The 18,596-nt window shown below is 69.1% G+C and carries 30 protein-coding genes; 1 reads left to right on the top strand and 29 read right to left on the bottom strand.

The window, feature by feature from the left end:
* Nucleotides 1-16 precede the first annotated feature (16 nt).
* The 28 genes from rpsK to rpsJ form a co-directional block, all read right to left on the bottom strand.
* Nucleotides 17-424 (bottom strand): 30S ribosomal protein S11, encoded by a 408-nt coding sequence (gene rpsK / locus ICW24_RS11110; protein ID WP_226345762.1) that lies wholly within the window; start codon nt 422-424, stop codon nt 17-19.
* A 97-nt stretch (nt 425-521) separates the two neighbouring features.
* Entirely contained in the window at nt 522-896 is a 375-nt protein-coding gene (rpsM, locus tag ICW24_RS11105) for a 30S ribosomal protein S13 (protein ID WP_226345761.1), read from the bottom strand.
* A 189-nt stretch (nt 897-1,085) separates the two neighbouring features.
* Nucleotides 1,086-1,199 (bottom strand): 50S ribosomal protein L36, encoded by a 114-nt coding sequence (gene rpmJ, locus ICW24_RS11100; protein ID WP_226345760.1) that lies wholly within the window; start codon nt 1,197-1,199, stop codon nt 1,086-1,088.
* 95 nt (nt 1,200-1,294) lie between these two features.
* Complete coding sequence (gene infA, locus ICW24_RS11095; protein WP_006592631.1) at nt 1,295-1,516, bottom strand: translation initiation factor IF-1; 222 nt, start codon at nt 1,514-1,516, stop codon at nt 1,295-1,297.
* A gap of 310 nt (nt 1,517-1,826) precedes the next feature.
* Entirely contained in the window at nt 1,827-2,657 is an 831-nt protein-coding gene (gene map, locus ICW24_RS11090) for a type I methionyl aminopeptidase (RefSeq protein ID WP_307781330.1), read from the bottom strand.
* 66 nt (nt 2,658-2,723) lie between these two features.
* The gene (locus ICW24_RS11085; protein ID WP_226345759.1) at nt 2,724-3,296 is read right to left on the bottom strand and encodes an adenylate kinase; all 573 of its coding nucleotides are present in this window, start codon (nt 3,294-3,296) and stop codon (nt 2,724-2,726) included.
* The gene (gene secY, locus ICW24_RS11080; RefSeq protein WP_226345758.1) at nt 3,296-4,609 is read right to left on the bottom strand and encodes a preprotein translocase subunit SecY; all 1,314 of its coding nucleotides are present in this window, start codon (nt 4,607-4,609) and stop codon (nt 3,296-3,298) included. The genes ICW24_RS11085 and secY overlap by 1 nt, the downstream gene beginning before the upstream one ends.
* A gap of 271 nt (nt 4,610-4,880) precedes the next feature.
* Nucleotides 4,881-5,354: a 50S ribosomal protein L15 gene (gene rplO / locus ICW24_RS11075; RefSeq protein ID WP_226345757.1), complete on the bottom strand. Its 474-nt coding sequence runs from the start codon at nt 5,352-5,354 to the stop codon at nt 4,881-4,883.
* A gap of 2 nt (nt 5,355-5,356) precedes the next feature.
* Nucleotides 5,357-5,539, bottom strand: coding sequence for a 50S ribosomal protein L30 (rpmD, locus tag ICW24_RS11070; protein ID WP_226345806.1), 183 nt, complete (start codon nt 5,537-5,539; stop codon nt 5,357-5,359).
* On the bottom strand, nt 5,539-6,171 hold the full coding sequence (rpsE, locus tag ICW24_RS11065; protein WP_226345756.1) for a 30S ribosomal protein S5: 633 nt from the start codon (nt 6,169-6,171) through the stop codon (nt 5,539-5,541). Before rpsE ends, rpmD begins: the two co-directional genes overlap by 1 nt.
* Nucleotides 6,172-6,214: 43 nt before the next feature.
* Complete coding sequence (rplR, locus tag ICW24_RS11060) at nt 6,215-6,589, bottom strand: 50S ribosomal protein L18 (RefSeq protein ID WP_226345755.1); 375 nt, start codon at nt 6,587-6,589, stop codon at nt 6,215-6,217.
* 3 nt (nt 6,590-6,592) lie between these two features.
* Nucleotides 6,593-7,132, bottom strand: a complete 540-nt coding sequence (gene rplF / locus ICW24_RS11055; RefSeq protein ID WP_226345754.1) for a 50S ribosomal protein L6 — start codon at nt 7,130-7,132, stop codon at nt 6,593-6,595.
* 28 nt (nt 7,133-7,160) lie between these two features.
* Nucleotides 7,161-7,559 carry a 30S ribosomal protein S8 gene (rpsH, locus tag ICW24_RS11050; RefSeq protein ID WP_226345753.1) on the bottom strand — a complete coding sequence of 133 codons (399 nt, stop codon included), beginning with the start codon at nt 7,557-7,559 and terminating at the stop codon, nt 7,161-7,163.
* 90 nt (nt 7,560-7,649) lie between these two features.
* Nucleotides 7,650-7,835 (bottom strand): type Z 30S ribosomal protein S14, encoded by a 186-nt coding sequence (locus tag ICW24_RS11045; protein WP_226345752.1) that lies wholly within the window; start codon nt 7,833-7,835, stop codon nt 7,650-7,652.
* Nucleotides 7,836-7,837: 2 nt separating this feature from the next.
* Entirely contained in the window at nt 7,838-8,404 is a 567-nt protein-coding gene (rplE, locus tag ICW24_RS11040; protein ID WP_226345751.1) for a 50S ribosomal protein L5, read from the bottom strand.
* Complete coding sequence (rplX, locus tag ICW24_RS11035; RefSeq protein WP_226345750.1) at nt 8,404-8,769, bottom strand: 50S ribosomal protein L24; 366 nt, start codon at nt 8,767-8,769, stop codon at nt 8,404-8,406. Before rplX ends, rplE begins: the two co-directional genes overlap by 1 nt.
* Before the next feature lie 3 nt (nt 8,770-8,772).
* The gene (rplN, locus tag ICW24_RS11030; RefSeq protein WP_226345749.1) at nt 8,773-9,141 is read right to left on the bottom strand and encodes a 50S ribosomal protein L14; all 369 of its coding nucleotides are present in this window, start codon (nt 9,139-9,141) and stop codon (nt 8,773-8,775) included.
* Nucleotides 9,142-9,322: 181 nt separating this feature from the next.
* On the bottom strand, nt 9,323-9,604 hold the full coding sequence (gene rpsQ / locus ICW24_RS11025) for a 30S ribosomal protein S17 (RefSeq protein WP_226345805.1): 282 nt from the start codon (nt 9,602-9,604) through the stop codon (nt 9,323-9,325).
* Nucleotides 9,605-9,633: 29 nt separating this feature from the next.
* Complete coding sequence (rpmC, locus tag ICW24_RS11020) at nt 9,634-9,870, bottom strand: 50S ribosomal protein L29 (protein ID WP_226345748.1); 237 nt, start codon at nt 9,868-9,870, stop codon at nt 9,634-9,636.
* Nucleotides 9,870-10,289 (bottom strand): 50S ribosomal protein L16, encoded by a 420-nt coding sequence (gene rplP / locus ICW24_RS11015; protein ID WP_226345747.1) that lies wholly within the window; start codon nt 10,287-10,289, stop codon nt 9,870-9,872. Before rplP ends, rpmC begins: the two co-directional genes overlap by 1 nt.
* Nucleotides 10,289-11,110, bottom strand: coding sequence for a 30S ribosomal protein S3 (gene rpsC, locus ICW24_RS11010; RefSeq protein WP_226345746.1), 822 nt, complete (start codon nt 11,108-11,110; stop codon nt 10,289-10,291). Before rpsC ends, rplP begins: the two co-directional genes overlap by 1 nt.
* Nucleotides 11,110-11,481: a 50S ribosomal protein L22 gene (gene rplV / locus ICW24_RS11005; protein ID WP_226345804.1), complete on the bottom strand. Its 372-nt coding sequence runs from the start codon at nt 11,479-11,481 to the stop codon at nt 11,110-11,112. Before rplV ends, rpsC begins: the two co-directional genes overlap by 1 nt.
* A gap of 32 nt (nt 11,482-11,513) precedes the next feature.
* Complete coding sequence (gene rpsS, locus ICW24_RS11000; protein ID WP_226345745.1) at nt 11,514-11,795, bottom strand: 30S ribosomal protein S19; 282 nt, start codon at nt 11,793-11,795, stop codon at nt 11,514-11,516.
* A gap of 15 nt (nt 11,796-11,810) precedes the next feature.
* Nucleotides 11,811-12,647, bottom strand: a complete 837-nt coding sequence (gene rplB, locus ICW24_RS10995) for a 50S ribosomal protein L2 (protein WP_226345744.1) — start codon at nt 12,645-12,647, stop codon at nt 11,811-11,813.
* Nucleotides 12,648-12,685: 38 nt separating this feature from the next.
* The gene (gene rplW / locus ICW24_RS10990; protein WP_226345743.1) at nt 12,686-12,985 is read right to left on the bottom strand and encodes a 50S ribosomal protein L23; all 300 of its coding nucleotides are present in this window, start codon (nt 12,983-12,985) and stop codon (nt 12,686-12,688) included.
* A complete protein-coding gene (rplD, locus tag ICW24_RS10985; RefSeq protein WP_226345742.1) occupies nt 12,982-13,641 on the bottom strand; it encodes a 50S ribosomal protein L4 in 660 nt (219 codons plus the stop codon). The genes rplW and rplD overlap by 4 nt, the downstream gene beginning before the upstream one ends.
* 4 nt (nt 13,642-13,645) lie before the next feature.
* Entirely contained in the window at nt 13,646-14,311 is a 666-nt protein-coding gene (rplC, locus tag ICW24_RS10980; RefSeq protein WP_226345741.1) for a 50S ribosomal protein L3, read from the bottom strand.
* Between the two features lie 19 nt (nt 14,312-14,330).
* The gene (gene rpsJ / locus ICW24_RS10975; protein ID WP_006502853.1) at nt 14,331-14,639 is read right to left on the bottom strand and encodes a 30S ribosomal protein S10; all 309 of its coding nucleotides are present in this window, start codon (nt 14,637-14,639) and stop codon (nt 14,331-14,333) included.
* A 528-nt stretch (nt 14,640-15,167) separates the two neighbouring features.
* On the opposite strand from rpsJ, the gene ICW24_RS19335 reads away from it, so the two are divergent.
* Nucleotides 15,168-17,342 (top strand): M28 family peptidase, encoded by a 2,175-nt coding sequence (locus ICW24_RS19335; RefSeq protein WP_264176471.1) that lies wholly within the window; start codon nt 15,168-15,170, stop codon nt 17,340-17,342.
* On the opposite strand, the gene tuf is transcribed toward ICW24_RS19335, so the two are convergent.
* The gene (gene tuf / locus ICW24_RS10960; RefSeq protein WP_226345740.1) at nt 17,343-18,536 is read right to left on the bottom strand and encodes an elongation factor Tu; all 1,194 of its coding nucleotides are present in this window, start codon (nt 18,534-18,536) and stop codon (nt 17,343-17,345) included.
* Between the last annotated feature and the right edge of the window lie 60 nt (nt 18,537-18,596).

The raw sequence follows: 18,596 nt of genomic DNA, 5'->3' as shown, positions 1-18,596 counted from the left end.
CTACTTCTCCCGATTCTCAGACGCGGCGACGCTTGGGCGGGCGGACACCGTTGTGCGGCGTGGGCGTGACGTCACTGATCGAACCGACCTCCAGGCCGGTCGCGGTGAGCGAGCGGATCGCGGTCTCGCGACCGGAACCCGGACCCTTGACGAAAACCTCGACCTTGCGCATGCCGTGCTCCATGGCGCGGCGCGCGGCGGCCTCGGCCGCCATCTGAGCGGCGAACGGGGTGGACTTGCGTGAGCCCTTGAAGCCGACCTGGCCGGCCGAGGCCCACGAGATCACGGCGCCCGTGGGGTCCGTGATCGAGACGATCGTGTTGTTGAACGTGCTCTTGATGTGAGCGTGCCCGTGGGCGACGTTCTTCTTCTCCTTGCGGCGCACCTTCTTGGCGCCCGCAGCCATGCGGCCCTTGGGAGGCATGAGTTCTCTTTCCTACGAGGTTCTTCGGCGATGTCCGGCGGAGCAAGGGACCGGGCGCGCGAGACGCGGCCCGGGCGGGGGCGAGCCCCCGCGTGCCTTACTTGGCCTTCTTCTTGCCCGCGACGGTGCGCTTGGGGCCCTTGCGGGTACGCGCGTTGGTCTTGGTGCGCTGGCCGCGGACGGGCAGACCGCGCCGGTGGCGCAGACCCTGGTAGCTGCCGATCTCGACCTTGCGTCGGATGTCGGCGGCCACCTCGCGGCGGAGGTCACCCTCGAGCTTGTAGTTGCCCTCGAGGAAGTCGCGCAGCTTGACGAGGTCCTCGTCCGCGAGATCGCGGACCCGGGTCGCCGAGTCGATGCCGGCGGCCTGGACGGCCTCCTTCGCGCGGGTGCGGCCCACGCCGAAGATGTAGGTGAGAGCGATCTCCACGCGCTTCTCGCGCGGGAGGTCCACTCCGACAAGACGTGCCATGTGGGGTTGTTCTCCCTGTTCGTTCGGAGGTCTGGAGCAACACCGGTCCGCGGCCGCCCGCAGGCGGTGCGGTCCCCGGCCTCCGTGCCGGGGGTGACGTCCGGGTCCGCGTCGCGGGCCCGGGGCCGGGTGCTGCTGTCGAGAGTCGTCGCGTCCTGGTGAAGCTCGACGACGTCGTGCGAGGGGGCGTCAGCCCTGCCGCTGCTTGTGGCGCGGGTCCTGGCAGATGACCATGACCCGTCCGTTGCGGCGGATGACCTTGCACTTGTCGCAGATCTTCTTGACGCTCGGCTGAACCTTCATCTGCCTGCCGTCTTCGGATCGACCCGGACGCGCCACCGCACGAAGCGGCCCGGCCCGGGTGGTGGAGACGCCGGCGGGTGCCGGCGTCACGGTGGTCAGCGGTAGCGGAAGACGATGCGGCCGCGGGAGAGGTCATACGGGCTCAGCTCGACCACGACCCGGTCCTCGGGGAGGATCCGGATGTAGTGCTGACGCATCTTGCCCGAGATGTGAGCGAGAACCTTGTGACCGTTGGTCAGCTCCACCCGAAACATCGCGTTCGGGAGGGCTTCGACGATCGTGCCCTCGATCTCGATGACTCCGTCCTTCTTAGCCATGTCCTCCACATTCCGTGAGTCGTGTCGTGCCGGGACCGGCACGACCGTGTTCGGCCGGCCATCCGGCCGACCGGGCGCAGGACGTCGCCTTCGCACCGAAGCGGGGAAGAGCGACCGTTCCGGTCACCGCACACCCCTGCGGGCGGCGGAACAGGCAGGACGGGCGAACGTGTCCACCCGCCCGGGACGCCTGTAGACCGGACATACCTGAGCCGACACACCAGTCTAGTGCAGCCGCCCGCCACAGGCGAATCCCCCGGCAGACACCGGGCACCGCGGCCCGGGACCGCGGCGCGCGCCGCTTTACGGGTCAGTCGAGCGGAGCGAACGGGGCGCCGACCGCCGACAACTGAGCCTTTCCACCGTCGAGCGCGGTGAGCACCCAGAGACCGGCATCGGTGACCGCCACCGTGTGCTCCCAGTGCGCGGCCGTGGTGCCGTCGGCCGACACGACGGTCCAGTCGTCGTCGAGCACGAGCGTGTCGGGCGTGCCCAGCGTGACCATCGGCTCGATCGCGACGGTGGCCCCGGAGCGCACCTTCGGCCCGCGCCGGGACGACCGGACGTTGGGCACGGGTGGGTCCATGTGCATCTCGCGGCCGATGCCGTGGCCCTCGTACTCGTCGACGACACCGTATCCGCGGCCGGTGGCCTCGAGGTGGCCCTCCACCGCCGCACCGAGGTCACCGACGTGGCCGCCGACGGCGAAGGCCGAGACGCCGGCCCACAGCGACGCCAGGGTGTCCGCGACGAGGGCCGCTTCCTGCGGGGTGCGGGCCTGCCCGTCCACGACGAGCGTGATCGCCGCGTCGCCGTGCCAGCCGTCGACGCTCGCCCCGCAGTCGATGGACACCACGTCGCCCGCCCGCAGCACCCGCTCCCCCGGGATCCCGTGGACGACCTGCTCGTCGACGCTCACGCACAGGGTGTGGCGGTAGCCCGGCACGTCGGGGAACGAGGGGCGCGCGCCGTGGCCGGTGATGAACTCGCGCGCTAGGACGTCGAGATCCAGGGTCGTCAGACCGGGCCGCGCGCTCTGCGCGAGCAGGTCGAGCGTCTGCGCCACGACCAGACCGGCGCGTCGCATGGCACGCAGCTCGTCGTCGCTCTTCGTCTCGAGGCGGGGGCGTCCGAAGATCACGGGACTCGCGTCACAGGGGTCGTCTCCCGAAGGGTCGTGTGTGGTCGTGCCGGGCGGCCGGGCCGGTCAGGCCGCGGTGGCCCGGAGAGCCCCCATGAGGCGCGCGAACACGTCGTCGACGTCGCCCGTCCCGTCGACCGTGCGGAGCAGTCCCCGCTCGGCGTACCGGGCCGCCAGCGGCTCGGTCTCGCGGGTGTACACGGCCAGCCGCTCCCGGACGACGTCCTCGGTGTCGTCGGCCCGACCCTCGATCTGCGCCCGCTTGAGGAGACGCTCGACCACGACGTCGACGGGCACCTGCAGCTCGAGCACGTGGTCGAGGCTCTTGCCGTCCGCGGCGAGCATCTGGTCCAGGGCGCCGACCTGGTCGGGCGTGCGGGGGTACCCGTCGAGCAGGAACCCCGCCGCCGCGTCCGGCTGGGCCAGACGGTCCGCGACGATCTCGTTGGTCACCGAGTCCGGCACGTACCGGCCGGCGGCGAGGATGTCGGCCACCTTGCGGCCGAGCTCCGTCCCGCCCTTGATGTTCGATCGGAAGATGTCGCCCGTCGAGATCGCCGGGACACCGAGCTCGCCGGCGATCCGGGCGGCCTGCGTGCCCTTGCCGGCTCCGGGGGGGCCGAGGATGATCAGTCGCATCAGCGGAGGAACCCTTCGTAGTGGTGCTGCTTGAGCTTGGACTCGATCTGCTTGACCGTCTCGAGTCCGACGCCGACGATGATGAGGATCGACGTCCCACCGAAGGGGAAGTTCTGGTTGGCGTCGACCATCACCAGCGCGATGAGCGGGATGAGCGACACCAGTGCCAGGTAGATGGCCCCGACCACGGTGATGCGGTTGAGGACGTAACTCAGGTACTGCTCCGTGGGCCGGCCCGCCCGGACGCCGGGGATGAAGCCACCGTACTTCTTCATGTTGTCGGCGACCTCCTCCGGATTGAAGGTGATCGACACGTAGAAGAACGTGAAGAAGACGATGAGGACAACGTACACGGCCATGTAGATCGGGTGGTCACCCCGAACGAGGTGGGCTCCGATCCACTGGACCCAGCCGGGCGGGTTCGGGTTGCCTTGCTGGAACTGGACGATGAGCCCGGGGATCGCGAGCAGCGAGGACGCGAAGATGATCGGGATGACGTTGGCCTGGTTGACCTTGAGCGGGATGTACGTCGAGGTGCCCCCGTACATCCGCCGGCCGATCATCCGCTTCGCGTACTGCACGGGGATGCGCCGCTGACACTGCTCGACGAAGACGACGATGCCGATGACGACGAAGCCGATGAGGATGACGAGCAGGAACGTGTCCCAGCGCCCGTCGCGCTGCTTGATCGCCCAGAGCGAGCCGGGGAAGCCGGCGGCGATGGACGTGAAGATGAGCAGCGACATGCCGTTGCCCACGCCGCGCTCGGTGATGAGCTCGCCCATCCACATGATGAGGCCGGTGCCCGCGGTCATCGTCAGGACCATGAGCCCGACCGTGAACAGGCTGTCGTCGACGAGGATCTGCTGGCAGTTGGAGCCCGGGAACAGCTGGCTGGGGTTCCGCGCGAACGTCACGAACGTCGCGGACTGGAGCACGGCCAGGGCGATCGTCAGGTAGCGCGTGTACTGCGTCAGCTTCGACTGGCCCGTCTGACCCTCCTTCTTGAGGGTCTCGAACCGCGGGATGACGACGGTCAGGAGCTGCACGATGATGCTCGCGGTGATGTAGGGCATGATGCCCAGCGCGAAGATCGACAGTTGCAGCAGCGCCCCACCGCTGAACAGGTTGGCGAGGCCGAGCAGCTGGTTGGTCTGCCCTCCCGCCGGGCGGCACTGCTGGACGGCGGCGTAGCTCACACCCGGCGACGGCATGACCGAGCCGAGCCGGAAGATCACGACGATGAACATCGTGAACAAGAGCCGCTTACGCAGATCCGGGGTCTTGAAGGCCCGCACGACAGCGGAAAGCACTCGTCCTCCTCCATGGCGCTCAGCGCCGACGATCAGTGCGGCGCGCGATGCGCCGACGCGGCCCCGCGCACCGAATGCGCGTCACCACGTTCGATACCCGCGTGAACCGCGTCGGGCGCCCGGCCGAATCCCTTCGACCGACACCACGATCCGTTCGGCCGCGCGCGAATACCCCTCGACAACGGTAACACCCCGGGGCCGGCGGAGCCGGGCACCCGGGGTGCAGGGGCGGGGTCGCTCCGCCCGGAATGACCCCGGGCGGAGACGACACTCACAGCTCGGTGACCGAGCCGCCCGCCGCTTCGATCTTGCTCTTCGCCGAGGCGGAGAACTTGTGTGCGGTGACGTCCACCTTGGCGGTGAGCTCACCGTCGCCGAGCACCTTGACCAGGTGTCCGGCGCGCACGGCGCCCTTGGCCACGAGGTCGTCGACACCGACGGTGCCGCCGTCCGGGTAAAGAGCGCTCAGGCGGTCGAGGTTGACCACCTGGTACTCCGTGCGGAACGGGTTGGTGAACCCGCGCAGCTTAGGCAGGCGCATGTGCAGCGGCATCTGGCCACCCTCGAAGCGCTCGGGCACCTGGTAACGCGCCTTCGTGCCCTTCGTGCCGCGACCGGCGGTCTTGCCCTTGCTGCCCTCACCGCGACCGACGCGCGTGCGCGCGGACTTGGCACCGGGGGCGGGACGCAGGTGGTGCGGCTTCAGCGCGTGCGTCTTCTCGGTCTTGTCCGGCGTACCGGCCATGATCACTCAACCTCCTCGACGGCGACCAGGTGGGCCACCGTGCGGACCATCCCGCGGAACTCGGGACGGTCCTCCTTGACGACGGAGTCGCCGATCCGCTTGAGGCCCAGCGAACGCAGCGTCTCGCGCTGGTTCGACTTGCCACCGATCTCGGATCGGGTCTGGGTCACCTTGAGACGTGCCATCACGCACCAACCCCCGCCGCGCGGGCCCGGAGCATGGCCGCCGGGGCGACGTCCTCGAGCGGCAGGCCGCGGCGGGCCGCGACCGACTCGGGACGCTCCAGGTCCTTCAGCGCCTGCACCGTCGCGTGGACGATGTTGATGGCGTTGTCCGAGCCGAGCGACTTGCTCAGCACGTCGTGGATGCCGGCGCACTCGAGGACGGCGCGCACCGGACCACCGGCGATGACACCGGTACCGGGCGACGCGGGGCGGAGCAGGACGACGCCGGCGGCGGCCTCACCCTGCACGGGGTGCGGGATCGTGCCCTGGATGCGGGGCACCTTGAAGAAGGACTTCTTGGCGGCCTCGACACCCTTGGCGATCGCCGCGGGCACCTCCTTGGCCTTGCCGTAGCCGACGCCCACGGTGCCGTCGCCGTCCCCGACCACGACGAGCGCGGTGAAGCTGAAGCGGCGGCCACCCTGGACGACCTTGCTCACACGGTTGATCGTGACGACCCGCTCCAGGAACTGGTTGCGGTCGTCGGCGGCGTTGTTGCCGCGGCGGTTGTCGCGATCGCGGCGGTCGCGACCGCCCGCGCGGTCGCTGCCACCGGCCTCGCCGCCGGTCGTACGGCGCTGGGGTCCGGGCATCAGACGTTCCTCTTTCCGGTCTCGGCGATCTCGGTCATGCGCGTCACAGCGACAGACCCCCCTCGCGGGCGCCGTCGGCGATCGCGGCCACGCGACCGTGGTACTGGTTGCCGCCGCGGTCGAACACGACGGCCTCGACGCCGGCGCCCTTGGCGCGCTCCGCGAGGAGCTCCCCGACGCGGCGCGCCTTGGCCGTCTTGTCGCCGTCGAAGGACCGCAGGTCCTTCTCCATCGTCGACGCGGACGCGAGGGTGCGTCCCACCGCGTCGTCGACGATCTGGGCGACGATGTGCCGCGACGAACGCGACACGACCAGGCGCGGACGCGCGGCGGTGCCGGCGATGCGCTTGCGCAGACGGAAGTGGCGACGGGTCCGGGCCGCGGCCTTGCCCTTGCCACGCTTGATGATGAGTGCCATGGCTTACTTACCAGCCTTTCCGACCTTGCGGCGGATCTGCTCGCCCGCGTAACGCACGCCCTTGCCCTTGTACGGGTCGGGCCGGCGGAGCTTGCGGATGTTGGCCGCGACCTCGCCGACGAGCTGCTTGTCGATGCCCTGGACCGAGAACCGGGTGGGCGCCTCGACGGCGAACGTGATGCCCTGCGGGGGCTCGACGGTGATCGGGTGGCTGTAGCCGAGCGCGAACTCGAGGTTGCCCCCCTTGTTCTGCACGCGGTAACCGGTGCCGTAGATCTCGAGCTTCTTCTCGTAGCCCTTGCTCACGCCCTCGACCATGTTCGCGATGAGCGAACGGGTCAGGCCGTGCAACGACCGCGACTCGCGCTCGTCGTTCGGCCGCGTGACCGCGATCGCACCGTCGTCGTCGTGGCCGACCGTGATGGGCTCCGCGACGGCGAGCGCGAGCTCGCCCTTGGGACCCTTGACGGTCACCGCACGGCCGTCGATCTTCACCTCGACGCCCGACGGCACGGTGACGGGGAGTCGTCCGATTCTGGACATTTGCGTCTCCTCTCTGTCCTCGTACCGACTACCAGACGTAGGCGAGGACTTCCCCACCCACGCCCTTCGTGGCGGCCTGCTTGTCGGTCAACAATCCGGAGGACGTGGAGATGATCGCCACGCCCAGGCCTCCGAGCACCTTGGGCAGGTTCGTCGACTTGGCGTACACGCGCAGACCGGGCTTGGACACGCGACGCACACCGGAGATCGAGCGCTCCCGGTTGGGGCCGTACTTCAGGTCGATGATGAGCGTCCGGCCCACCTCGGCGTCCTCGGCGCGCCATCCAGCGATGTAACCCTCGCTCTTCAGGATGTCGGCGATGTTGGACTTGAGCTTCGAGAACGGCATGGAGACCGCGTCGTGGTGCGCCGAGTTGGCGTTCCGCACGCGGGTCAACATGTCCGCAATCGGGTCTGTCATCGTCATTGGGCTTCTCCGCCCTTCCTCACCGGGGTTTCGCACTCCGCCTCTCGGCGGGTTTGACCTACGGTGTAGAAGCTGTGTGTGGGTGGGCTCTTACCAGCTGCTCTTGGTGACGCCGGGAAGCTCACCGCGGTGAGCCATCTCCCGGACGCACACTCGGCACAGACCGAACTTGCGGTACACCGAGTGGGGACGCCCGCACCGCTGGCAGCGGGTGTAGGCGCGCACCTTGAACTTGGGCTTGGCGTTGGCCTTGTTGATCAGCGCAGTCTTCGCCACGATCAGTTCTCCTTGAACGGGAATCCGAGGTGACGCAGCAGAGCGCGCCCCTCCTCGTCGTTGGTGGCCGTGGTGACCACGGTGATGTCCATGCCGCGCACGTGGTCGATCCGGTCGGGGTCGATCTCGTAGAACATGGACTGCTCGTTGAGCCCGAACGTGTAGTTACCACGCCCGTCGAACTGCTTCGGGGAGAGCCCGCGGAAGTCGCGGATCCGCGGCAGCGCCACGCTCACGAGACGGTCGAGGAACTCCCACATGCGGTCGCCGCGCAGCGTCGTGTGCGCACCGATCGGCATGCCCTCGCGCAGCTTGAACTGCGCGATCGACTTGCGCGCCTTCGTCACGACCGGCTTCTGCCCGGTGATGAGCGTGAGGTCGCGGACCGCGCCCTCGATGCGCTTGCTGTCGCGGGCCGCCTCGCCGACGCCCATGTTGACGACGACCTTGACGACGCCCGGGATCTGCATGACGTTCGCGTACTCGAACTGCTCGCGCAGCGCCGGCTTGATCTCCGCGGCGTACCGCGCCTTCATGCGGGGAGCCGTGGCCGTGGTGGTGTCCGTCATCAGATGTCCTTCCCCGAGCGCACGGCGACGCGGATCCGCTGCGCCTTCTGGCGGCCGTCACGCTCGACCATCTCGACCCGGGTCCGGACGCGCGTGGGCTTCTTCGTCTCGGGGTCGACGACGGCCACGTTGCTCACGTGGACCGGGGCCTCGGTGACGACGATGCCGCCCGCGCGGGTCTGGCCACCGGCCTGGCCCGCACGCGTGTGCTTCGTGATCCGGTTGATGCCCTCGACGAGCACCCGGTTGGTCTCGGGGAAGACCTCGATGACCTTCCCCTGCTTGCCGCGGTCGCCGCCCTTGTCCTGCTTGCGACCGCTGATGACCTGCACGAGGTCACCCTTCTTGATCTTCATCTTGGCCATGGTTCAGAGCACCTCCGGCGCCAGCGAGATGATCTTCATGAACTTCTTCTCACGCAGCTCGCGCCCCACAGGACCGAAGATACGGGTACCGCGCGGGTCCCCGTCGCCCTTGAGGATGACGGCTGCGTTCTCGTCGAACTTGATGTAGGAACCGTCGTTACGACGGCGCTCCTTCTTCGTGCGGACGATGACCGCCTTGACGACGTCGCCCTTCTTGACGTTGCCGCCCGGGATGGCGTCCTTGACCGTGGCGACGATGACGTCACCGATGCCGGCGTAACGCCGACCCGAGCCACCGAGAACCCGGATGCACAGGATCTCCTTGGCACCGGTGTTGTCGGCGACGCGCAGTCGCGACTCCTGCTGGATCACTTCTCACTCCTGTCGTCGCGCCGGTTCTCTGCTCCGGGTGTCTCCCCCGGCATCGAGCCTTGCGGAACGGATCTGTGGTCTTGACCGACCCGCGGACACATGGTCCGGGACCGGGGCCGGGGGGCGACGCGACCCGCATCACCCCCGCGGCTGCCTGCGGGGCGCCTGCCCCGCGGAGAGCTCACTTGGCGCGTTCGAGGATCTCCACGACGCGCCAGCGCTTGCCGGCCGACAGCGGACGGGTCTCCATGATGACGACGCGGTCGCCCGTGCCCGCCTCGTTGTTCTCGTCGTGCGCCTTCAGACGGCTCGTGCGTCGCAGGACCTTGCCGTAGAGCGCGTGCTTGACGCGGTCCTCGACCTCGACCACGACGGTCTTGTCCATCTTGTCGCTGACGACGTAGCCGCGAGCGGTCTTGCGGAAGTGGCGCGCCGTGGTCGCGCCGTCGTTGTCGGTGCTCACGTTCGTCTCCTCCGTGCTGTTGGCCGCGGTCACTTCTCCACCTTCGCTCCGCCGATGTTGAGCTCGCGCTCCCGCATGATCGTGTAGATCCGGGCGATGTCCTTGCGGACGGCGCGCAGTCGGCCGTTGTTCTCCAGCTGGCCCGTGGCCGACTGGAACCGCAGGTTGAAGAGTTCACCCTTGGCCTTGCCGAGCTCCTCGACGAGCTGCTCGGACGACAGGTCGCGGAGCTTCTCCGGGGTCAGGTCCTTGCTTCCGACCGCCATCAGTTGTCACCACCCTCACGCTGGACGAAGCGGCACTTCATCGGCAGCTTGTGCATCGCCAGGCGCATGGCCTCGCGAGCGATCTCCTCGGACACACCGGACAGCTCGAACATGACGCGTCCCGGCTTGACGTTCGCGACCCACCACTCGGGCGAACCCTTACCGGAACCCATGCGGGTCTCGGCGGGCTTCTTCGTGAGCGGACGGTCCGGGTAGATGTTGATCCAGACCTTTCCGCCACGCTTGATGTAGCGGGTCATCGCGATACGGGCCGACTCGATCTGGCGGTTCGTGACGTAGGCCGGCTCGAGGGCCTGGATGCCGTAGTCACCGAACGCGATCGTGGTACCGCCCTTGGCAGCGCCCGAGCGACCCGGGTGGTGCTGCTTGCGGTGCTTGACTCGACGGGGGATCAACATCAGGACTCAGCTCCCTGCGTGCTCGCGGGCGCCTCGGCGGGCGCACCGGACTCGTTGGGACGACCCGCGCCACGGCCACCGCCGGCGGGACGGCGAGCCCCACCGCGAGCCGGACGCTCACCGCGGGGGCCACCGCGCTGGGGGCGCGACGGCGCGGCCGCCTGCTGCGCCGCGAGCTCGCGGGCCGTCAGGTCGCCCTTGTAGATCCAGACCTTGACTCCGATGCGGCCGAACGTCGTCCGGGCCTCGTAGAAGCCGTAGTCGATGTTCGCGCGAAGCGTGTGCAGCGGCACGCGCCCCTCGCGGTAGAACTCCGAGCGGCTCATCTCGGCGCCGCCGAGACGGCCCGAGCACTGCACGCGAATGCCCTTGGCGCCGGCGCGCAGCGAGGACTGCATCCCCTTGCGCATGGCGCGGCGGAAGGACACGCGGGCCGAGAGCTGCTCGGCGATGCCCTGCGCCACGAGCTGGGCGTCCATCTCGGGGTTCTTGACCTCGAGGATGTTGAGCTGGACCTGCTTGCCCGTCAGCTTCTCGAGCTCACCGCGGATGCGGTCGGCCTCGGCGCCGCGGCGACCGATGACGATGCCCGGGCGCGCCGTGTGGATGTCCACGCGGACGCGGTCACGGGTGCGCTCGATCTCGACGCGGCTGATGCCGGCGCGGTCCATGCCCGTGGACATGAGCTTGCGGATCGCGACGTCTTCCTTCACGTAGTCGCGGTAACGCTGCCCGTCCTTGGTGCTGTCCGCGAACCAGCGGCTCTTGTGCTCCGTCGTGATGCCCAGGCGGAAACCGTTGGGGTTGACCTTCTGACCCATTAGCGGGTGCCTCCGTTCCGGGTGCCGGCCTGCGACACGTACACCGTGATGTGGCTGGTGCGCTTCATGATCTTGAAGGCCCGGCCCTGCGCACGCGGCTGGAAACGCTTCATCGTGGGGCCTTCGTCGACGTGCGCGGCGCTGACGACCAGGTTGCGCTCGTCGAACGGCAGGCTGTGCTTGTCGGCGTACACCCGGGCGTTCGCCATGGCGCTGGCCAGGACCTTGCGGACCGGGTCGGACGCCGTCTGCGGGGCGAACTGCAGGATGGCGAGCGCCTCGACGGCGTTCTTCCCGCGGACCAGGTCGACGACGCGGCGGGCCTTCATCGGCGTCACGCGCACCTGGCGCGCGACGGCCTTGGCCGACACGACGTTCTCGTTTTCGGTGATGTTGGTGGTCATCAGCGGCGACGTCCCTTCTTGTCGTCCTTGATGTGACCCTTGAACGTCCGGGTCGGGGCGAATTCGCCGAGCTTGTGCCCGACCATCGCCTCGGTGACGAACACGGGGACGTGCTTGCGCCCGTCGTGCACCGCGAACGTGTGACCCAGGAAGTCGGGAGCGATGACGGAGCGGCGCGACCACGTCTTGATGACGGTCTTGGCACCCTTCTCGTTCTGCACGTCCACCTTCTTCTGGAGGTGGTCGTCGATGAAGGGGCCCTTCTTCAGGCTACGAGGCATTCTTCAGGCTCCTTGTCAGCGCTTCTTGCCAGTACGACGGCGACGCACGATGAGCTTGTCGCTTTCCTTGTTCGGGCGACGCGTGCGGCCTTCCGGCTGACCCCAGGGGCTCACGGGGTTACGTCCACCGGACGTGCGACCCTCGCCACCACCGTGCGGGTGGTCCACCGGGTTCATGACGACACCGCGGACGGTCGGGCGCTTGCCCTTCCAGCGCATGCGACCGGCCTTGCCCCAGTTGATGTTGCTCTGCTCGGCGTTCCCGACCTCGCCGACGGTGGCGCGGCAGCGCACGTCGACGTTGCGGATCTCACCGGACGGCATGCGCAGCTGGGCGTACGGACCGTCCTTGGCGACGAGCTGCACGCGGGCGCCGGCGCTGCGGGCGATCTTCGCGCCACCGCCGGGCCGGAGCTCGATGGCGTGGATGACCGTACCGACGGGGATGTTGCGCATCGGCAGGTTGTTGCCCGGCTTGATGTCCGCGCTCGGCCCGTTCTCGATCGGGTCGCCCTGCTTGATGCGGTTCGGCGCGAGGATGTAACGCTTCTCGCCGTCCGCGTAGTGCAGCAGCGCGATGCGCGCCGTGCGGTTGGGGTCGTACTCGATGTGCGCGACCTTGGCCGGGATGCCGTCCTTGTCGTGGCGACGGAAGTCGATGACGCGGTAGGCGCGCTTGTGACCGCCGCCGATGTGACGCGTCGTGATCCGGCCGCTGGCGTTGCGCCCGCCCGTCTTGGTCAGCGGGCGCACGAGCGACTTCTCCGGCGTGGAGCGGGTCACCTCGACGAAGTCGGCGACGCTCGAACCACGACGACCGGGAGTGGTCGGCTTGTACTTGCGGATACCCATTGCTTAGTCCTTCGTTCCTCTCTCGGACGTCGCTCGGCTCACGCCGAGGCGCTCCCGAAGACGTCGATCGAGCCTTCCTTGAGGGTGACGATGGCGCGCTTGGTGTCCTTGCGCTTGCCGAGCCCGAAGCGGGTCCGTCGCGTCTTGCCCTGGCGGTTGAGCGTGTTCACGGAGGAGACCTTGACGCCGAAGATGGACTCGACGGCGATCTTGATCTGCGTCTTGTTCGCGCGGGGGTCGACGAGGAAGGTGTACTTCCCCTCGTCGAGAAGGCTGTAGGACTTCTCGGAGACGACCGGCGCGAGCACGATGTCGCGGGGGTTCTTGTTCAGGTTCACTTCGACTCCTCCGAGATCTCCGTGCGGCCGTGGCGGCCGGCCTCGACGAAGGTGCGCAGGGCGCCCTGCGTGAAGACGACGTCGTCCGCGCAGAGCACGTCGTACGTGTTGAGCTGGTCGGCCCAGAGGACGTGCACGTTCTCGAGGTTGCGCACGGACAGCGCGCCGAGCTCGTCGGTGCGCTCGAGCACGACCAGGAGGTTGCGGCGCTCCGTCAGGCTGCCGAGCAGCCCGGCGGCGGTCTTCGTCGAGGGCGCCTCGCCCTCGACGACCGCGGTGAGCGCGTGGACGCGGCCGTGGCGGGCCCGGTCCGAGAGGGCCCCGCGCAGGGCGGCGGCCTTCATCTTCTTGGGCGTGCGCTGGCTGTAGTCACGCGGCTGCGGGCCGTGGACGACGCCACCGCCGGCGAACTGCGGCGCGCGGGTCGAGCCCTGACGGGCGCGGCCGGTGCCCTTCTGGCGGTACGGCTTGCGGCCACCGCCACGCACCTGGCCCCGCGTCTTCGTGGCGTGGGTCCCCTGGCGCGCCGCGGCGAGCTGGGCCACGACCACCTGGTGGATCAGCGGGATGTTGGTCTGGACGTCGAAGATCTCGGGCGGCAGGTCGACCGTGCCCGACTTCGCGCCCTTCGCGTCGATGATGTCGATCGTCGTCATGACGTCACGCTCCCTTGGCGGCAGTGCGGACGAGCACGATGGCACCACGGGGACCGGGGACGGCGCCCTTGACGAGCAGCAGGCCCTTCTCGGCGTCCACCGCGTGGATCGTGAGGTTCTGGGTGGTCTGGCGCACACCGCCCATGCGGCCGGCCATGCGGACGCCCTTGAACACGCGACCGGGGGTCGCGCAGGCGCCGATGGAACCGGGCTTGCGGTGGTTGCGGTGCGCACCGTGGGACGCGCTCACGCCGTGGAAGCCGTGACGCTTCATGACACCGGCGAAGCCCTTGCCCTTGGTGCGGCCGACGACGTCGATCTTCTGGCCGCCCTCGAACGCCTCGACCGTGATCTCCTGGCCGAGCTCGAAGGACGAGGCGTCCGACGTGCGCAGCTCCAGGAGGTGTCGACGCGGCGTGACTCCGGCCTTCTCGAAGTGGCCGGACATGGGCTGATTGACCTTACGCGGGTCGATCGCGCCGTAGGCGATCTGCACCGCGTCGTACCCGTCGACGTCCTGGCCGCGGACCTGCGTGACGACGCACGGGCCGGCCTTGATGACCGTGACCGGGACGAGGCGGTTCTCGGCGTCCCAGACCTGGGTCATGCCGAGCTTCTCGCCGAGGAGGCCCTTGACGGCGCGCTGGTGCTGGTTGGTGACAGCAGTCATGATGCTTCCTCCTTCCCGATCAGAGCTTGATCTCGATGTTGACGTCCGCCGGCAGGTCGAGTCGCATGAGCGAGTCGACCGCCTTGGGCGTCGGGTCCACGATGTCGATGAGGCGCTTGTGCGTGCGCATCTCGAAGTGCTCGCGGCTGTCCTTGTACTTGTGGGGCGACCGGATGACGACGAAGACGTTCTTCTCCGTCGGTAGCGGCACCGGGCCGACGACCGTCGCGCCCGCGCGGGTCACCGTGTCGACAATCTTGCGCGCCGATGAGTCGATGACCTCGTGGTCGTACGACTTCAACCGGATGCGGATCTTCTGTCCCGCCATCGCTCGTCAGACTCTCTCTCGTCGTCCATCATGTCGGATCCGGCCTCATCCCCGACCCCCGCGGTCGGGCGTGTCGCGCGGTGCCCGATCGAACAGGCACATGCCAGCGACCCGCCCACCTGATCGGTGTCGGTGCGATGGAACCGGTGCTCTTCTCGCACGCGAGCGTCACCGGTTCCGAGAATCCGCGAAGATCCTTGGTGCTAGTAACCTCTCGCGAGGGACGCGGGCCCGCCACACCGGTGGATCCGGCGGCAGGGCTGCATCAAGCAACCTGTCCATAGTGCCAGATCGGCCGGTGCCGCATCAAATCGGGGCTCAGCAACGCCGCCGTGCCGCCGATACGTGGCCGCGACGTCGCCGGCTCCGAGGACCGGTCGCCCGCTCCCCGGTCGGTGGATCATCGCACGGGGGCGGGGCGCTTCGGGGGGTCTTGCCCCCGCCCACCCGATCCCCTAGCGTCTGAGCACCATTCGCAGTCTCGCCGCTGAGCTGCACGCGCGAGGCACCCTGCACAGGAGCGTGTCCATGACCTCAGTACGCGTGTGCGCAGCGGCCGGTCTGACCGCCGTCGGCCTGGCCCTGAGTCCCTCCCTCGTCCAGGCCGCACCGACGGCCGCCCAGGCCGAGCAGGCCCCGTACGGCTCGCCGCGGTGGCAACAGCAGTACGAGGAGCGGTTGCGGGGTGAGGTCGACAGCGAGCACCCGACGACGTGGATGCGCACGCTCGGCGCGAACGCCGCGCACGTCGGCACCCCCGGCAACCGACGCAACCTCGACTACGCCGTCGAGCAGCTGCGCGGGTACGGGCTGGACGTCGACGTCGACTCCTACTCGGTCCTCGCCACCCGACCGAAGAAGATCTCGGTCCGCCAGACGGCACCGCAACGCCGCGACCTGTCGGTCATCGAGGACGGGGCCGCGGACTTCACGAGGCCCGAGGACCTGCCCGTCGGATACAACGCCTACTCCCCCGCCGGCACGGTCGCCGGCGACGTCGTCTACGTCAACTACGCCCGCCCCGAGGACTTCGCGGAGCTGAAGAAGCGCGGGATCTCCCTCGAGGGACGCATCGCCCTGGCCCGGTACGGACAGAACTTCCGGGGGGTCAAGCCCGACCTCGCCGCCAAGGCGGGCGCCGTCGGCATGATCATCTACTCCGACCCGGCCGACGACGGGTTCGTCAAGGGTGAGGTCTACCCCGACGGCCCATGGCGCTCCGCCGATGCGATCCAACGGGGGTCGGTGCTGCGGATCTGGGACTACCCCGGCGACCCGCTCACCCCCGGCACCCCCTCGACCCCGGGCACCGCGCGCATCGCGGCGAAGGACGCGCGCACCATCGCCCCGATCCCGACGACACCGATCTCCTACGGCCAGGCCCGGGGGCTCATCGCCTCCCTCAGCGGCGCCCGCGTCGGCAAGGACTGGCAGGGCGGGCTCGACGTCCCCTACCGCTTCGGCGGTCCCGGCGGCACGAAGGTCCGGCTCGACCTCGACATCGGTCACGAGCAGGTCCCGATCCACAACGCCGTCGCGACGATCCCGGGCACCGACGCGGACGCCGGCTACGTCCTCGTCGGTGGGCACCGCGACACGTGGGGCACCGGCGTCGTCGACAACGAGTCGGGCTGGGTCTCGACGATGGAGATCGCACGCTCGCTCGGGGAGCTCTACCGCGACGGCTGGCGGCCGCGGCGCACCATCGTCCTGGCCGGCTGGGACGGCGAGGAGTACGGCCTCCTCGGCTCGACGGAGTACGCCGAGAACAACGCCGCGAAACTGCGCGAGGGCGCCATCGCCTACCTCAACATGGACGGCACGGCAGGGCGCCGGTTCGGAGCGGGAGCGGTGCCCGCCCTCGACGCGGTGATCCGGTCGGTGACCGCCGACGTCGACGACCCGTCCGGTGAGGGGTCGGTGTACGACGCGTGGTCCACGGCCTCCCAGGGCGAGACCGAGCCGGGGCGGCTCGGATCGGGGTCGGACTACACCGGGTTCCTGCAGCACCTCGGCGTCGCCTCGGCCGACATCGGCTTCGGCAGCGCGGGCGGGCAGTACCACTCCCTCTACGACAACCTCGACTACACGCAGCGCTTCGCCGACCCCGGGTTCAAGGGCGTCACGGCGGCGGCCGAGGTCTCGGGCAGCCTCGCCCTGCGCCTGGCCAACGCCGACATCCTGCCGATGAGGTACAGCGCCTACGCCGCCGACACGATCACGCGCCTGGAGGCGATGCGCGCCGAGGTGAGCGACCCCGCCGCCCTCGACCCTCGCCGCGGCGAAGGCCTGGGCGGCGGCGACGCGACGCCTCGAGAGCGCGGGCGCCCGGCTCGCCGTCGGTGGCCTCGTCTCGGGCGAGCGCCCCGTCGCCGCCAAGGTCAACGCCGCGATCCGCGCGCAGGAGCGGGCCCTGACCGACCCCGTCGGCCTGCCGTCCCGCCCGTGGTTCAAGCACCTCGTCTGGGCGCCGGGGCAGACGACCGGCTACGCCGCCCAGCCGCTGCCGGCGCTCGCCGAGGCGGCCCAGGCGAAGGACGACGCCGCCTTCGCCACCGCGGCGAAGGCCCTGACGGCCGCTCTCGATCGGGCGACCGCGGCGGCCGTGGAGGGCACGCCTCGCTGATCCTCCGACCACGGGCACGACGAAGGGCCCCGGGAGATCCCGGGGCCCTTCGCCGATGTGCGCCTAGGCGCAGGTGATCACTTGACGATCTTGGTGACGCGACCCGCGCCGACCGTCCGGCCACCCTCACGGATGGCGAACTTGAGGCCCTCTTCCATCGCGATGGGCTGGATGAGGTCGACCTTCATGTCGGTGTTGTCACCGGGCATGACCATCTCGGTGCCCTCGGGCAGGTGCACGACGCCCGTGACGTCCGTCGTCCGGAAGTAGAACTGCGGACGGTAGTTGTCGTAGAACGGCGTGTGACGGCCACCCTCGTCCTTGGACAGGATGTAGACCTGGCCCTCGAACTCGGTGTGCGGGGTGATCGAACCCGGCTTGCAGATGACCTGGCCGCGCTCGACGTCCTCGCGCTTGGTGCCGCGCAGGAGCAGACCGACGTTCTCACCCGCACGACCCTCGTCGAGGAGCTTGCGGAACATCTCGATGCCGGTGACCGTCGTCGTGGACGAGGCCTCCTTGATGCCGACGATCTCGATGGTCTCGTTGACCTTGAGGATGCCGCGCTCGATACGACCGGTGACGACCGTGCCACGACCGGTGATCGTGAAGACGTCCTCGACCGGCATGAGGAACGGCTTGTCGATGTCGCGCTCGGGCTGCGGGATGTACTCGTCGACCGCGTTCATGAGCTCGACGACCGACTTGCCCCACTCGGCGTCGCCCTCGAGCGCCTTGAGCGCCGAGACCTTGACGACCGGGACGTCGTCGCCCGGGAACTCGTAGTCGGAGAGGAGCTCACGGACCTCCATCTCGACGAGCTCCATGATCTCCTCGTCGTCGACCATGTCGGCCTTGTTCAGCGCCACGACGATGTAGGGGACGCCGACCTGGCGGGCCAGGAGGACGTGCTCCTTCGTCTGCGGCATCGGGCCGTCGGTCGCCGCGACCACGAGGATCGCGCCGTCCATCTGAGCCGCACCCGTGATCATGTTCTTCACGTAGTCGGCGTGCCCGGGGCAGTCGACGTGCGCGTAGTGACGGCTCTCGGTCTGGTACTCGATGTGAGCGATCGAGATCGTGATACCGCGCTGCTTCTCTTCGGGCGCCTTGTCGATCGAGTCGAACGGGGAAGCCTCGTTCAGGTCCGGGTACTGGTCGTGCAGCACCTTGGAGATGGCAGCCGTCAGCGTCGTCTTGCCGTGGTCGATGTGACCGATGGTGCCGATGTTGACGTGCGGCTTGGACCGCTCGAACTTCGCCTTCGCCACTGGGGTCCTCCTGTTGGACTTGGTGTGTCACGCCCCGCGCGCGGTGCGGCGCGATGACGC

It is taken from the genome of Agilicoccus flavus (assembly GCF_014857905.1).
GTDB lineage: Bacteria > Actinomycetota > Actinomycetes > Actinomycetales > Dermatophilaceae > Agilicoccus > Agilicoccus flavus.
This window is presented reverse-complemented; position numbering and strand designations above follow the sequence as displayed.